Annotated in this window: 15 protein-coding genes; 13 read left to right on the forward strand and 2 right to left on the reverse strand. The window is 67.7% G+C overall.

The window, feature by feature from the left end:
• The first annotated feature begins 4 nt into the window (after positions 1-4).
• Both OXU50_06235 and OXU50_06240 read left to right on the forward strand, forming a co-directional pair.
• Positions 5-943, forward strand: coding sequence for a carbohydrate kinase family protein (locus tag OXU50_06235; GenBank protein ID MDD9869474.1), 939 nt, complete (start codon positions 5-7; stop codon positions 941-943).
• A 119-nt stretch (positions 944-1,062) separates the two neighbouring features.
• On the forward strand, positions 1,063-2,109 hold the full coding sequence (locus OXU50_06240) for a hypothetical protein (protein ID MDD9869475.1): 1,047 nt from the start codon (positions 1,063-1,065) through the stop codon (positions 2,107-2,109).
• A gap of 69 nt (positions 2,110-2,178) precedes the next feature.
• Here OXU50_06240 and OXU50_06245 read toward each other — a convergent pair whose 3' ends face one another.
• Complete coding sequence (locus tag OXU50_06245; GenBank protein ID MDD9869476.1) at positions 2,179-2,865, reverse strand: HAD-IB family hydrolase; 687 nt, start codon at positions 2,863-2,865, stop codon at positions 2,179-2,181.
• A gap of 81 nt (positions 2,866-2,946) precedes the next feature.
• On the opposite strand from OXU50_06245, the gene OXU50_06250 reads away from it, so the two are divergent.
• The 10 genes from OXU50_06250 to OXU50_06295 all read left to right on the forward strand — a co-directional run bounded on the left by OXU50_06250 (position 2,947) and on the right by OXU50_06295 (position 12,902).
• A complete protein-coding gene (locus OXU50_06250) occupies positions 2,947-3,942 on the forward strand; it encodes a hypothetical protein (protein MDD9869477.1) in 996 nt (331 codons plus the stop codon).
• Entirely contained in the window at positions 3,939-4,472 is a 534-nt protein-coding gene (locus OXU50_06255; protein ID MDD9869478.1) for a low molecular weight phosphotyrosine protein phosphatase, read from the forward strand. Before OXU50_06250 ends, OXU50_06255 begins: the two co-directional genes overlap by 4 nt.
• The gene (hisC, locus tag OXU50_06260; GenBank protein ID MDD9869479.1) at positions 4,469-5,605 is read left to right on the forward strand and encodes a histidinol-phosphate transaminase; all 1,137 of its coding nucleotides are present in this window, start codon (positions 4,469-4,471) and stop codon (positions 5,603-5,605) included. The genes OXU50_06255 and hisC overlap by 4 nt, the downstream gene beginning before the upstream one ends.
• Before the next feature lie 80 nt (positions 5,606-5,685).
• Positions 5,686-6,528, forward strand: coding sequence for a prephenate dehydrogenase/arogenate dehydrogenase family protein (locus tag OXU50_06265; protein MDD9869480.1), 843 nt, complete (start codon positions 5,686-5,688; stop codon positions 6,526-6,528).
• Positions 6,521-7,825 (forward strand): 3-phosphoshikimate 1-carboxyvinyltransferase, encoded by a 1,305-nt coding sequence (gene aroA, locus OXU50_06270; GenBank protein ID MDD9869481.1) that lies wholly within the window; start codon positions 6,521-6,523, stop codon positions 7,823-7,825. Before OXU50_06265 ends, aroA begins: the two co-directional genes overlap by 8 nt.
• Entirely contained in the window at positions 7,822-8,505 is a 684-nt protein-coding gene (gene cmk / locus OXU50_06275; protein MDD9869482.1) for a (d)CMP kinase, read from the forward strand. Before aroA ends, cmk begins: the two co-directional genes overlap by 4 nt.
• Positions 8,506-10,197 carry a 30S ribosomal protein S1 gene (gene rpsA / locus OXU50_06280; protein MDD9869483.1) on the forward strand — a complete coding sequence of 564 codons (1,692 nt, stop codon included), beginning with the start codon at positions 8,506-8,508 and terminating at the stop codon, positions 10,195-10,197.
• 22 nt (positions 10,198-10,219) lie between these two features.
• Positions 10,220-11,056, forward strand: coding sequence for an HU family DNA-binding protein (locus tag OXU50_06285; protein MDD9869484.1), 837 nt, complete (start codon positions 10,220-10,222; stop codon positions 11,054-11,056).
• Between the two features lie 12 nt (positions 11,057-11,068).
• Complete coding sequence (locus OXU50_06290; GenBank protein ID MDD9869485.1) at positions 11,069-12,268, forward strand: hypothetical protein; 1,200 nt, start codon at positions 11,069-11,071, stop codon at positions 12,266-12,268.
• 142 nt (positions 12,269-12,410) lie between these two features.
• Positions 12,411-12,902 carry a ComEA family DNA-binding protein gene (locus OXU50_06295; GenBank protein ID MDD9869486.1) on the forward strand — a complete coding sequence of 164 codons (492 nt, stop codon included), beginning with the start codon at positions 12,411-12,413 and terminating at the stop codon, positions 12,900-12,902.
• A 125-nt stretch (positions 12,903-13,027) separates the two neighbouring features.
• Here the strand turns inward: OXU50_06295 and cfa are convergent, their stop codons facing one another.
• The gene (gene cfa / locus OXU50_06300) at positions 13,028-14,143 is read right to left on the reverse strand and encodes a cyclopropane fatty acyl phospholipid synthase (protein MDD9869487.1); all 1,116 of its coding nucleotides are present in this window, start codon (positions 14,141-14,143) and stop codon (positions 13,028-13,030) included.
• Positions 14,144-14,272: 129 nt separating this feature from the next.
• On the opposite strand from cfa, the gene galU reads away from it, so the two are divergent.
• Positions 14,273-15,160 carry a UTP--glucose-1-phosphate uridylyltransferase GalU gene (galU, locus tag OXU50_06305; GenBank protein ID MDD9869488.1) on the forward strand — a complete coding sequence of 296 codons (888 nt, stop codon included), beginning with the start codon at positions 14,273-14,275 and terminating at the stop codon, positions 15,158-15,160.
• Positions 15,161-15,162: the final 2 nt, after the last annotated feature.

The following is a 15,162-nucleotide window of genomic DNA, read 5'->3' on the forward strand; positions in this document are numbered from 1 at the left end:
GGCGATGTCGGTTCTGGTCTGCGGCTCGGTCGCGTTCGACAACATCATGGTCTTTGAGGACCGCTTTCGCAACCACATCCTGCCCGACCGCCTGCACATCCTGAACATCTCCTTCCTGGTGCCGAAGATGCGCCAGCAATTCGGCGGCTGCGCCGGCAACATCGCCTACAGCCTGTCGCTGCTCGGTTGCGACGCGCACCCGATGGCCACCGTCGGCAGGGACTTCGGCGAATACGCCGCGTGGATGGACAAGCACGGCGTCAGCCGCCGCCACCTGCTGGCGGTGGAGGATGAATTCACCGCGCGCGCCTTCATCATCACCGACCTTGATGACAACCAGATTACCGCCTTCCACCCGGGCGCGATGAACGAATGCCACCGCAACCGCGTGCCGGCGGGCGACGGCATCCGCCTCGGCCTGATCTCGCCGGAAGGGCGCGACGGCATGATTCAGCACGCGCGCCAGTTTTCCGACGCCGGCATTCCGTTTCTGTTTGATCCGGGGCAGGGCACGGCGATGTTCACGGCGGAGGAACTGAACGACTTCATCGAGCGCGCCGACTACCTCGCGTGCAACGATTACGAGGCGCGCATCATCACCGAGCGCACCGGCTGGACGACGGCGCAACTGGCGTCGCGGGTGCGCGCGCTGGTCGTCACGCGCGGCGGCGACGGCTCCAGCATCCACGCCGGCGGCAAGGTGCATGAAATTCCGGTGGCACGCCCCGAGGCCGTCAAGGACCCGACCGGCTGCGGCGACGCCTACCGCGCCGGCCTGATTCACGGCCTCGTCAACGACATGGACTGGGAAACCACGGGCCGCGTCGCATCGCTGATGGGCGCCGTCAAGGTGGAATGCTCCGGCGGCCAGGGCCACCGCTTCTCAAAGGACGAACTGGAAACGCGCTTTCAGGAAAACTTCAACTACCGCACGGGGCTGTAACCGGCGGTTTGGCACGGCGGGCTTGTGCAGCCGCAAACCGGGCAACGCTTTGGCGCTCGCGCACGGCGGCGTTGTGCAGTGATGAAAACCCCCGGCGTTTGCATGCAGCGGAGTTGCCAATGACAGCCGCGAGCGACAGCGCCGATGAGACCGCCCCGGCCTTCCATTTTGACCCGCAAACGCTGAACCCGGCGAACCGCGGCGACGGCGTCAGCGCGATGCTGCGCGTGCGCGACGGCGCCGAATTCCTGCAAGCCGGGCTGGAGTCGTGCCTCGATATCTTTGACGAAGTCGTCGCCGTCCATCACCAGTGCAGCGACGCCACGCCGCAAATCCTGCACGACCTGGCCAAACGCCACCCCGACCGGCTGAAGGTGTATGAATACCCGCACGAAGTGGTGCCGCCGAACACCGCGCAGCACGCCGCAGAGGGCGCCGACTCGCTGCACACCATCGCCGCGCTGTGCAACTACGCGCTGTCGAAGACGACGCGGCGCGTTGTCATCAAGCACGACGCCGACCACATTTACATCCGCCCCAATCTGGCGCGGGCCGTCGCCGCCGTGCGCCGCCGCTGCGACGGTTTTGTGCCCGCCGCCGGCGTCAATCTGGCGCGCGCTCCGGACGGCGCGTTCGGCGTGTCATTGCACGACCCGCTGTGCGGCGCCGGCGGCGACTACGGGTTTTTTCCGGTGTCGGAGGACACCCGGTTTGTCCACAACGACCGTCATGAAACCGCGCGTTACGGGCCTGTCTCGCGCTCGCTGCCCGCCGCCGGCACTTTGTTCTGGCACATGAAACAACTGCAGAAACACTGCGGGCTGCGTGAATACCGCTGGCGCCACGAAAACAACCTGGCCGAACTGCACCGCCGGGCCGCGGCCATCAGGGACGGCATGGAAGTGCTGCCGCTTGACGGGTTCATTGACCGCTTCGGCGGCGCCAACGGCCTGCTGGCCGCGCGCACGGGCCACCCGCTGTTCCGCAACCGCCTGACGAGGCCGCTCGCATGGCACGGCGTGCGCCTGTTGAACCGCGCCGGAGTTGTCAGGAATCTGCCGCTGTATTTGTCGCTGTCGTACACGCTGGAGCGCGACCTGCGCGGCGCATCATTGCCGCAAGCGGCGGCGTCCGGCGGGCACAACAATCCGCCGGCAACCCGCTGATTGTCCGCCGGGGTGTTCTTTCCGCGACAGCGTTGGCCGGCGGCAGCCCGCACAACCGCCGTCAACCCGCTAACTTTCCGCCGGGATTTCCCCGCCGGCGTCCCCCTTCAACGACAGCGTAGGCCAGCCGCGCTGCGCCGCGAGTTGCAGCAGCGCATCGTCGCCGTGGACGACGACCGGCCTGTCGGCCCACTCAAGCATCGGCAGGTCGTTGATGGAATCGCTGTAAAACCAGGTTTGCCGGTGGCCGGGCCGGTGTCGTTCAAGCCAGCGTTGCAGGCACGCCAGTTTGCCTTCGCGAAAGCACGGCACGCCCTCGATCTCGCCGCTGAAACGCGCGCCGCTGATGGCCGGGCGCGTCGCGATGATGTCGTCGGCGCCGAGCATCCGCGCGATCGGCTCGGTGATGAACAGGTTGGTCGCGGTGACAATCAGCGCGAGGTCGCCGCGCTTTTTGTGCTTTTCAATCAGCGCGCGCGCGCGCGGCGCGACGATGGGCCGGATGCGCTCATCTATAAAACGGCGGCGCCATTCCAGCAATGTGCTCAGGTCGTTGTCGGCCAGCGGTTTCAGCGCAAAGCGCAGGTATTCGCGGATGTCGAGCCGCCCGGCCTGATAGTCGCGGTAGAACGCCAGGTTGCGCTCTTCAAAGCGCGCGCGCTCGACGGCGCCGATGTCGCACAGAAACCGCCCCCACAGGTAGTCGCTGTCGCCTTCCAGCAGCGTGTGGTCAAGATCAAACAGTGCAAGTTCCATCGGCTTCCATCGGGGGCGGCGGCGCGCGGCGGCGCGGGCGAAACAGGACGGCATTATACCGGCGGTATATAATTCCGGGGCATGGCCGTCCCCCCCTTCCATTTTGACCCGCAAACGCTGGACCCGGCGAACCGCGGCGACGGCGTCAGCGCGATGCTGCGGGTGCGCGACGGCGCCGACTTCCTGCAGGCCGGGCTGGAGTCGTGCCTCGATATCTTTGACGAGGTGGTCGCCGTCCATCACCAGTGCAGCGACGCCACGCCGCAAATCCTGCACGACCTGGCCAAACGCCACCCCGACCGGCTGAAGGTGTATGAATACCCGCACGAAGTGGTGCCGCCGAACACCGCGCAGCACGCCGCAGAGGGCGCCGACTCGCTGCACACCATCGCCGCGCTGTGCAACTACGCGCTGTCGAAGACGACGCGGCGCGTTGCCATCAAGCACGACGCCGACCACATTTACATCCGCCCCAATCTGGCGCGGGCGGTCGCCGCCGCGCGCCGCCGCTGCGACCGCTTCATAATCGCCGCCGGCGTCAATCTGGCGCGCTCGCCGGACGGCGCGTTCGGCGTGTCGCTGCACGACCCGTTTTGCGGCGCGCACGGCGACCACGGATTTTTCCCGGTGTCGAAGGACACTTATTTTTACCACAGCGGCGTCATTGAACGCTTCAACCACAGCCCCCTGCCGAGGTTTCACCACCACGCCGGCATCCTGTTCTGGCACATGAAACTGCTGCAGAAGCACTACGGGGTGCGCGAATACCTCTACCGCTACAGGAACAACCTGGCCGGGCTGCACCGCGCGGTCGCCGGCATTGAAAGCGACCTGGCAGTGGCGCCGCTTGCCGGGTTCATTGACCGCTTCGGCGGCGCCAACGGCCTGCTCGCCGAGCGGCATGTGGACTATCCGCTGTTTCGCAACCGCTGCACGAGGCCGCTCGCGTGGCATGCCGCCCGCCTGCTCAGCCGCGCCGGGGTTGTCAAGTGTCTGCCCAGGCTTCTCGCGGTGTCTTGCGCGCTGGAACGGGATTTGCGCGGCGTGGCGCCGCCGCAGGTGGCCGGCGTCCGGTGAGCCAGTCGGTTTTGTTTGTGTGTTCGCTGAATGTCTGCCGCTCGGTGGCGGCGCACGGCGTGTTTCGTTACATTCTGCGCGAGACCGGCCTGGACGCGGTCGCCGATTCGGCGGGCGTGTCGGCGGGCGGCGGCGCGCCGCCCGAAACGCTGGTGCGGCGCGCCGCCGAACTGCGCGGCTACGACCTGTCCGGCATTCGCTCCAAACCGCTGGCGGCGGCGTCGCCCGGCGACTGCGATTACCTGGTGGCGATGGATTCGTCGCAGTTGCCGGCGCTGCGCGGCTGCTGCGCGAACGGCGCCGTCGTCCGCCTGCTGATGGATTACTCCGACTACTTCAACGAAACCGAAGTCGCCGTGCCGCCGCCGCACGAGGGCGTGGAAGGCTGCCTGCGAATGTTCGACCGCATTGAGGACGCCTGCCTCGGCCTGTGGCGCGCGCTGAATGAACGCGGCGATAAATACAGCGGTGAACACGAGGACGGGCGTGGCGGCGGGCGCGGCAATGAACCCGGCGGAGCGCACCGATGAACGACATCGCATTTGACCCGCTGGATTACTGCCGTCCGGGGCTTGCGGGGCTTGCGCCGTATGAGCCGGGCAAGCCGCCCGGCGCGCTGGAGCGCGAACTCGGCGTGCGCGACGCCGTTAAACTGGCGTCGAACGAGAACCTGCGCGGGCCGTCGCCGCAGGCGCTGGCGGCGTTGCGGCGCGCGCTGGCCGATGTGCATTTCTATCCCGACGGCGGCGGCCACCAACTGAAGGAGTTGCTGGCCGCGCGCCACGGCGTCGCGCCCGGCCAGATTACGCTCGGCAACGGCTCGAACGAACTGCTTGAACTCACCGCGCGCTGTTTCCTCGGCCCCGGCGCCGCCGCCGTCTATTCGCGCCACGCCTTTGCGGTGTATGCGCTGGTGACGCAGGCGTCGGGCGCCGACGCGCGCGTGGCGGCGCCGCTGCCGGCGTCGGACGCGATGCCGTGCGGCAACGACCTTGAGGCGATGCTTGAACAGGTCAACGACGCCACCGCCGTGGTCTTCATCGCCAACCCGAACAACCCGACCGGCACCTGGGCGGGGGAGGCCGCGCTGCGCGGTTTTCTGCGGCGGTTGCCGCGCCGCGTCGTCGCCGTCGTGGACCAGGCCTACGCCGAATACGCGGCGGGCGCCGACTGCCCCGACGCCGCCGCCTGGCTTGGCGAGTTTCCGAACCTGATCGTTACGCGGACTTTCTCGAAGGTTTTCGCGCTCGCCGGCCTGCGTATCGGTTACGCGCTGTCGTCGCCGGCGATGGCGGAGTTGCTGAACCGGCTGCGCCAGCCGTTCAATGTCAACGGCCCGGCGCAATGCGCGGCGGCGGCGGCGCTCGGCGACCGCCGCCATCTGGACGACAGCGTCCGCGCCAACGCCGCCGGCCTTGCGCGGCTGCGCGACGGCCTGTCGCGGCTCGGCGTCGCGTGCCTGCCGTCGGCGGCGAATTTCCTGTGCTTTGAGGTCGGCGACGACGCGCGGCGCGTGTACGACGAACTGCTTGCGCGCGGCGTCATCGTGCGCCCGCTGGCGAACTACAAACTGCCGCGCCACCTGCGGGTGACGGTCGGCCTGCCCGAACACAACGAGCGTTTTCTTGATGCTTTCACCGCCGTCGCCGGCGCCGGGGGCTGACATGGCGCGCACATTGGGCATTGTCGGCGGCGTCCCGACCGGCGCTTCGCTCACCGCCGCCGCCGCCGCCGGAGGCTGACATGGCGCATACAGTGGGCATTGTCGGCACCGGCCTGATTGGCGCCTCGCTGGCGCTGGCGCTGAAACGCCGCGACCCGGCGCCGCATGTCGCCGGTTTTGACACCGACGCGGCGCGCGCCGTGCGCGCGCTTGAACTCGGCGCGCTGGACGCCTGCGCCGACTCGCCGTCGCAACTCGGCGCCGACATCACCGTGCTGGCGGCGCCGGTCGGCGCGATGCGCGGCGCGCTGGCGGCGCTGTCGCCGCCGGACGGCGCGATCATCACCGATGTCGGCAGCGTCAAGGCCGCCGTGATGCGCGACGCGCGCGACGCGCTCGGCGGCGCGTCGGCGTGTTTCGTGCCGGGACACCCGGTCGCCGGCGCCGAGAACAGCGGCCCGGAAGCGGCGTCGGCGACGCTGTTTGACAACTGCCGCGTCGTGCTGACGCCCGGCGCCGCCGCCGACCGCGACGCCGTCGCCGCCGTCGCGGCGATGTGGCGCGCCGCCGGCGCCGCCGAAGTCGTCGAGATGGACGCCGCCGCGCACGACCGCGTGTTCGCCTGCGCCAGCCACCTGCCGCACGCCGTCGCCTACGCGCTGATGGACGGCCTGCTGGCGCGCGCCGACGCCGATGCGGTCTTTGACTGCGCGGCGGGCGGCCTGCGCGACTTCACGCGCGTCGCCGCCAGCGACCCGGTGATGTGGCGCGACATCTTTCTCGCCAACGCCGACGGCGTCGTTGAGGCGCTGGACGATTTCAGCGCCGCCGCCGGACGCCTGCGCGACTTGATAGCGCGCGGCGACGGCGACGCGCTGCAAAAACTGCTTGAAGAAGTCGCGGCGCGGCGGCGCGATGGCTGAAGCCGCGTCCATCTGCTCGTCGCCGGTGCGCTCGCTGCGCGGCGAGTTGCGCGTGCCGGGCGACAAATCCATTTCGCACCGCGCGCTGATGCTGGCCGCCGTCGCGCGCGGCGACAGCGAGATCGTCAACTTTCTGGAAAGCGCCGACTGCCTGGCGACATTGGCCGCGCTGCGCGCACTCGGCGCCGACATCAAACGCACCGGCGAGGGCCGCGTCGCCGTGCGCGGCGGCGGCCTGCGCGCGTGCGCGCAGCCGCTTGACCTCGGCAATTCGGGGACGGCGATGCGGCTGCTGGCCGGGCTGCTGGCGGGGCAGGGCGTGGCGGGCGAACTGCGCGGCGACGAGTCGCTGAGCCGCCGACCGATGCGGCGCATTGTTGAACCGCTGCGCGCGATGGGCGCCGACATCAGCGCCGCGCCCGGCGGCACGCCGCCGCTTCGCATCCACGCCGCCGGGCCGCTGCGCGGCATTCGCCGCGAGTTGCCGGTGGCGAGCGCGCAGGTCAAGTCGTGCCTGCTGCTGGCCGCGCTCGGCGCCGACGGCGCGACGACCGTCACCGAGCCGTCGCCGAGCCGCGACCACACCGAGCGCATGCTGCCGCTGTTCGGATGCCCGGTGTCGCGCGGCGGCGGCGCGGTCTCGGTGGAGGGCGGCGCTCGCCTGCGCGGCGCCCGCATTGAGGCGCCGGCGGACATCTCGTCGGCGGCGTTTTTCATCGTCGCCGCGAGCATCGCCGCCGACGCCGACCTCACGCTGACCGGCGTCGGCGTCAACCCGACGCGCACCGGCGTCATTGACATTCTGCGGCGGATGGGCGCCGACATTGAAATCAGCGGCGAACACACACTCGGCAACGAACCGGCGGCGGATGTGCGCGTGCGTTCGGCGCGTTTGCGCGGCGTTGAGATCGGGCCGCAATGGGTGGCGCGCGCGATTGACGAATGGCCGGTCTTGTTCATCGCCGCCGCCTGCGCCGACGGCGTGACCCGCGTTCGCGGCGCCGCCGAACTGCGCGCCAAGGAAAGCGACCGCATTGCGGCGATGGCGCGCGGCCTGCGCGCCTGCGGCATCGCCGTTGAGACTTTTGACGACGGGCTTGCGGTGGAGGGCGGGCGTCTGCGCGGCGCCGATGTGGAAGCCTTCGGCGACCACCGCATCGCGATGGCGTTCGCCGTCGCCGGCGCTGCCGCCGACGGCGATGTGCGAATCGCCGGTTGCGCCAACATCGCCACCTCGTTTCCCGGTTTCGCCGCCGCCGCGGCGCAGGCCGGGCTGAACCTGGACACGGCGCGGTGACGGACAGTCCGGTCATCGCGCTCGACGGCGGCGGCGGCGTCGGCAAGAGCACGCTCGGCTGCCGCCTGGCCGAACGCTTCGGGTTTCATCTTCTGGTCAGCGGCGCGTTCTACCGGCTGGTCGGCCTCGGCCTGCGCCAACGCGGCATCGCCTTCACCGACGCCGCCGCCATCGAGGCGTTCGTGGCCGGGCTGGAGGTGCGTTTCAGCGCCGCTGAAGATGGCGCCGGCGTGGAATGCAACGGGCGGCGCGTGGACGCCGACATCGCCGGCGAGGACGCCGCCGCCGCGGCCTCGCTGGCGGCCCGCTCGGCGCCGGTGCGGGCGGCGCTGCTGGCGTCGCAGCGCGCTTTCCGGCGCCCGCCGGGGCTGGTCGCCGATGGCCGCGACATGGGCACCGTGGTGTTCCCCGACGCCGCGCTCAAGGTGTTTCTGACGGCAAGCGTCGAAGAACGCGCCCGCAGGCGCCATAAGCAGTTGAGAGAACGCGGATTTAGTGTTACCCTTGAGGCCCTGACCCGGGAACTGGAGGAGCGCGACCGGCGCGACGCCAGCCGGGCCATCGCCCCGTTGCGGGCGGCGGATGATGCCGTTGTCCTCGACACAACCCGCCAGTCGGTCGCCGAGACGCTTCTGGCAATCGCCGCGCTGGCGGCGGAAAGAAACATGAAGGCACAATAAATGGACGAAAATTTTCAGGATCTCCTGAATCAGAACAAAAAATCGGAGCGCCTGAAGCCCGGCACGCTGCTGGAGGGCGAGGTCGTCGAGATACGCGACGGCGCGGTCGTCGTCAACGCCGGGCTGAAGTCCGAGGGCGTGATTCCGATCGAGCAATTCACCGACAAGAACGGCGACCTTGAGGTCAGCGAGGGCGACATCGTCGAGGTGGCGCTGGACAGCCTTGAGGACGGCCTCGGCGAGACGCTGCTGTCGCGCGAACGCGCGCGCAACATCCGCACCTGGACGCGCCTTGAAGAGGCCTGCGAGAGCGGCGAAATCGTCAAGGGCTTTCTGCTGAACAAGGTCAAGGGCGGTTTCATCGTTGACCTCGACGGCATCAGCGCGTTTCTGCCCGGCTCGCTGGTGGACATGCGCCCGATGCGCGACCTCACCTACCTGGAAGGCAAGGAACTGGAATTCAAGATCATCAAACTGGACCGCAACCGCAGCAATGTCGTCGTCTCGCGGCGCGCCGTCCTGGAATCCGAACACGGCGCCGGCGCCGACGAGATGAAGAACCTGACCGAGGGCATGGTCGTCAAGGGCATCGTCAAGAACCTGACCGACTACGGCGCCTTCCTCGGTTTCGGCAGTTTCGACGGCCTGCTGCACATCACCGACATGGCGTGGAAGCGCGTTCACCACCCGTCCGAGGTGCTGGCGGTCGGCGACGAGATTGAGGTCAAGATACTTCGCTACGACAAGGAGAAAAACCGCATTTCGCTGGGCCTGAAACAGATGACGGAAGACCCGTGGACGCAGTTGATGCGGCGCTGCCCGCCGAAGTCGCGCGTCTTCGGCAAGGTGACGAGCATCACCGACTACGGCTGTTTCATCGAGATTGAGGAGGGCGTCGAGGGGCTGGCGCACATCTCCGAACTGGACTGGACCAACAAGAACATCAGCCCGTCGAAGGTCGTCAGCGTCGGCCAGCAGGTCGAGGCGATGGTGATTGATGTGGACGAGGAAAAGCGGCGCGTGTCGCTGAGCCTGAAGAAGTGCAAGGACAACCCGTGGAACGAATTCTCGTCCAACCAGCGCAAGGGCGACCGGCTGAAGGGCGTGGTGCGCTCAATCAACGATTTCGGGATTTTCGTCGGCTTCACCGATTACGGCATTGACGGGCTGGTGCACATCACCGACATCTCGGTCACCGAGCCGCCCGACGAGGCGATACGCCGCTACAAGAAGGGCCAGGAGGTGGAAGTCGTGGTGCTTTCGGTGGACCCGGGGCGCGAGCGCATTTCGCTCGGCATGAAGCAGTTGAACGACAGTTTCCTGCAGGACTACCTGGGCAAGCATCCGAAGAATTCCGCCGTCACCGGCTCGGTGGTGACGGTCACCGACAAGTCGGTCATCGTCAACCTCGCCGACAATGTGCACGGCGTCATTCCGGTTTCCGAACTGTCGCCCGACGGCGCGCCGAAGGCCGGCGATCCGGTCGAGGCCAAGTTGACCGGCCACGACAGGAAGAACTGCGTGCTGTCGCTGTCGGTCAGGGCGAAGGAGAAAGAGGAACAGGCCGTCAAGGTCAGGCAATACACCGCGGCGGAGAAACCGGCGGGCACCTCGCTCGGCGACCTTTTCCGCGAGAAACTGAGGCGAATCAAGGTCGGCGGCAGGAAGGGCGCCGACGACAAATCCGGCTGAATCCGGCTGTGCGGAGGGCGTCATGGCGGACGACAAGGAATTTGAGTGCATTACCTGCTCGCAACTGGTCTCGCGGATGGCGTCGAAGCAGATGCAAATGAGCCGCGCCGATGTCAAGATGGCGGTGCGCGTCACGCTGGATTACATGAGCGATGTGCTGAGCCGCGGGCAGCGCATCGAGGTGCGGGGGTTCGGCAGTTTCTCGGTGCGTTTCAGAAAGCCGCGGATGACGCGCAACCCGAAGACGCGCAGGACCGTTTTCATCACCGGCAGGAGTCTGCCCTGTTTCAAGTCGAGCACGCTGCTGCTTGACCGCGTCAACAAGAGACCGAGGGGCTACACGCTGCTCGACCCCGGTTATCCGGAGGAACACCGCGCCCCCGCCGGCGCCGAGATTGTGCCGGCGATTGAAGACATGCCGCATGAGGCCCCTGCACAGACGGAGGCCGCTGAAAACAGGCCGGGCGGAACGGACGCGCAAACGGGCTTCGGCGCGCAAGCGGACGCCGGCGCACAACACAACGCCGGTGCACGCGCGGACGCCGGTGCACAAGCCGACACTGGCGCGCAAGCAGGTATCGGTACACAAGCGAACACCGGCGCGCAAGGGAACGCTGGCGCACACGCGGACACCGACGCGCAAGCAGGCGCCGGAGCACAAGCAGGCGCCGAATCACAAGCGAACACCGGCACGCAAGGGAACACCGGCGCGCAAGCGGACACCGGCGCGCAAGCGGACGCCGGCACAGCGCCCGGCGCGCCCGCCGCGCTGAACGCCGGGGCGGACGCCGCGCGCGGCGGCAGGGACGAGGGCCGCGACGACGCCGCGCCGCCGGAGCGCGATTCGGGCGCGGTCTGAGCGCATACGGCGATGGACGCGGCGGTTTTCGAGTGGCTGTGGTTTCTGCTGCCGGTCGCGGCTTTCAGCGGCTGGTATGTCGGCACGCGCTCGTCGGCGCCGCGCCCCGACCACCCGGTGGCGCCGGAGTACATCCAGGGGTTGAATTACCTGCTCGACCAGCAGACCGGCAAGGCCATCGAGATATTCATCAAGTTCTTCGAGGTCAACCCGACGACGGTCGAGACCCACATCATCCTCGGCAACCTGTTTCGCCAGAAGGGCGAACTTGAGAAGGCGATACGCATCCACCACAACATCGTGTCGCGCGCGCGCATCGGCGAGGACCACAAGGCGGTCGCGCTGCTGGAACTGGGGCGCGACTACTTCAACGCCGGGCTGCTCGATAGCGCCGAGAAGATTTTCAGGGAACTGGTCTCGGTCGAGACGCGCCCGACCGTCGTCAAGGGCTACCGCCACCTGCTGACGCTGTACGAGATTGAAAAGTCGTGGGACGACGCGATTCACTGCGCCGAATGGCTGAAGCGCACCGGCGCCGCCGACTGCGACACCCGCATCGCGCACTACCATTGCGAACTCGCCGAGAAGGCGCTGGACCGGCGCGACTACAAACTGACGACGCACCACCTCTCGCGCTCGGCGAAACACGACAAGACGCTGGTGCGGGCGCCGATTATCCGCGGCGACGCCGAGACCTCGCGCGACAACCACCGCGCCGCGCTGCGCCATTATTCCAATGTGCTGGTCGCGCACCCCGAATACGCGAGCGCGCTGCTGCCGAAAATCCGCGAGTGTTTTGTGCCGTACGACCCGTCCGAGTTCGCCGACTACATCCGCGCGCTGGACTTGCAGGTGATGACCGTCTCCTATGTCGCCACCTGCACGCACGCGCTGCTGCAGGCGCAGCGCACCGACGAGGCCGGGCATTTTCTGCTGGGCCTGGTCGAGGCCGAGCGCGCGCCGTTGCCGGTGCTGAAAATTTTTCTCGAGGAGAAGATCAGAAACAGCGGCCTCGCCGAGGACGACCTCGTCAAACAGGTGATACGCGGCCTCAGCCACAACGAAGAGGCCGGCCATCTCTATGAGTGCGAGGGCTGCGGCTTCGAGACCTACCACATCTACTGGCAATGCCCCAGTTGCCACGCCTGGGGAACCGCCAAGCCGCTCGACATCATCGAAAGCCTGTCGCCGTCAAAGGTCGCCTCCGACTGACTGCGGGCGCGTCGCGTCCGCCGGTACGCCGTTCGTCGGCCAAAAACTACCGTTTATCCGCCTGCGCTGCCGCCGCCCGCCGCGGCGCGCTATTTTGGCGCCTCCTTGAACGTTGAACCAAAGGAGGTAAAACATGCGTTTAATGAAAGCAAGTCTGGCGGCTGCCGCCGCGTTGTTGTGCACCTGCGCTTTTGCGGAGGTCAATATCAACACGGCGGACCACCGGCAATTGACCGAGCAGTTGAGAAACATCGGCCCCGGCAAGGCGGCGGCGATCATCGAGTATCGCGAGCGCAACGGCCATTTCACCGATGTCGGACAACTGGTTGAGGTCAACGGCATCGGCGACGCCACGCTCGAGATGAACCGCCACCTGCTGACAGTCGGCGGCGACGGCGGCGACGGCGGTGATGGCAGTGTTGGCGGCGTCAGCATCGGCGGCAGTGTTGGCGGCGGCAGCGTCGGCGGCAACGCCGATGGCGGCAGTGCCGGCAGTGGTGCCGATGGCGGCGGCGTCAGCGGCAACGCCGATGGCGGCGATGGCGGCGACGACGACGGCGGACAGGCGATGCCGTCCGCTTCGCCGCAGGCGGCATCGGCGGCGCGGCAGCGCCTTCCCGACACCGGTCACTGACCGGCGCCAAACGGGGGCGGGGCGTTCGCGTCCCGCCCTTTTTATGTACGCGCCTTTGCGCCTTTGCGCGTTCGTCGGCGCGCTGTCGGCGCAGTGCCGGCGCGCCCGTCAGCGCTGCGCCTTTGTCAGCGCGGTGCGTGGTAGCAGCCGGCGACGCCGTTCGGCGACAGCACCATCTGCCACAACTGATTGCTGCGCGAGCGGAACGAACCGGCGCAGCTCAGCAGGTAGTATGCCCACATCCGGCAAAAGCGCTCGTCGGCGGCCTGTTCAATGCGCCGCCGGTTCTCGTTGAAATTGCGGTGCCAGGCCATCAGCGTCTTGTCGTAGTCGGCGCCGAAGTTCTGCACATCCTCGATGATGAAGCGGCCCTCGCACGCGCGGCTGATTTGCGCGAGCGACGGCAGCATTGAATTCGCGAAGATGTAGCGCTCGATCCACGGGTCGGTTTTGGTCAGCGAGTACGACGAGCCGATGGTGTGCAGCAGGAACAGGCCGTCCTTTTTCAGCACGCGGCGCACGGCGTCGAGGTAGGTGCGGTAGTTCTTGTGGCCGACATGCTCGAACATGCCGATGGAATAGACGCGGTCGTATTCGCCGCCGAGGCCGCGGTAATCCTGCAGGCGGATTTCCACCGGCAGGCCGCGGCAGACGGCGCGCGCGTATTCGGACTGGCGCTGCGACACCGTGATGCCGGCGACCGACACGCCGTAGTGCTCGGCGGCGAAACGCGCCGCGCCGCCCCAGCCGCAGCCGATGTCTAGCACCTTCATGCCCGGCTTCAGCCCGAGTTTGTCGAAGGTCAGCCGCAGTTTGGCCTGCTGCGCGTCGTCCAGGCCGGACGCCTCCTTCCAGTAGCCGCAACTGTAGTTCATGCGCGCGTCGAGCATGTTCTCGAACAACTGCGTGCTGAGGTCGTAATGCCGCTCGCCGACATGGAAGGCGCGCCCGGCCTTTTGCAGGTTCAGCAGCAGCGACTGCACCAGGTCGAGGACATCCACCGCCGACACGGTTCTGCGGTCAAGCCCCGCCGTCAGCAGCCGCGTGAACAACTGGTCGATGCGCTCGCAGTCCCACCAGCCGTCCATGTAGGCCTCGCCGAGGCCGAGCGAGCCTCTCAGCAGCACGCGCCGATAGACGGCGGGGTTGTGGACGCGGATGTCCCACGGATTCGCGCCGTTGATCCCGATGCCGGCCTGGGCCAGCAGCGCGCCGTATTTTTGCTGGAGTCGTTTGTTCATGCCCCGTGTTGATGTGCCGCGTTGATGTGCCGCGGGCGGTTCAATGCTACCATAGGCGCCCGCGTTGGCCGCCGCGCGCCGCCGCCGCGCGGTTTATCACGCCATATCCCCTTTGCAGATGAGTTATCCATGAGTCCGGACAAAAACAAATTGCGAAAAGCCGTGTTTCCGGTGGCCGGCTTCGGCACCCGCTTTCTGCCGGTGACGAAGGCCAGCCCGAAGGAAATGCTGCCGATTGTGGACAAGCCGCTGATTCAGTACGCGGTGGAAGAGGCGGTGGAAGCCGGCATTGAGGTGCTGATCTTCGTCAACAACAAGAGCAAGCGCGCGATCGAGGATTACTTTGACGACGCGCGCGAGTTGTCCGACCACCTCGCCCGCAGGAACCGGCCCGCGCTGCTGAAGAAAATCACCGACATCGTGCCCGCCGGCGTGTCGTGCGTCAACCTGCGCCAGACCGACGCCAACGGCCTCGGCGACGCCGTGCTGTGCGCCGAGGCGGTGGTGCACGACGAGCCGTTCGCGGTGCTGCTGGCCGACGACCTGGTGCAAACCGACGGCGCCGGCTGTCTGAAACAGATGGCCGAGGCGTGGCGCAGCGGCGGCGGCACGATGCTGGCGCTGGAGGAGGTCGCGGCGGAGGCGGTCAGCCGCTACGGCGTCATCGGCGGCGCGCGCGGCGGCGACGGCCTGTGGCAGGTCGGGCAACTGATTGAGAAGCCGCCGCCCGGCGAGGCGCCGAGCCGGATGGCGGTCATCGGGCGTTACATCCTGCAACCCGGCATTTTCGACCACCTGAGAAACACGCGCCCCGGCGTCGGAGGCGAACTGCAACTGACCGACGCGATTGCGCGGCAAATCGGCTCGCAGCCGGTGCGCGGCCTTAACTACGAAGGGCGGCGCTACGACTGCGGCAGCAAACTGGGCTATCTGCGCGCCAATGTCGAGTACGCGCTGAAACACCCCGACATCGCCGCCGAATTCCGCGATTATCTGAAAAACCTCAAACTGCCGTAGCG

Source organism: Gammaproteobacteria bacterium (assembly GCA_028817225.1).
Classification (GTDB): domain Bacteria; phylum Pseudomonadota; class Gammaproteobacteria; order Poriferisulfidales; family Oxydemutatoraceae; genus Oxydemutator.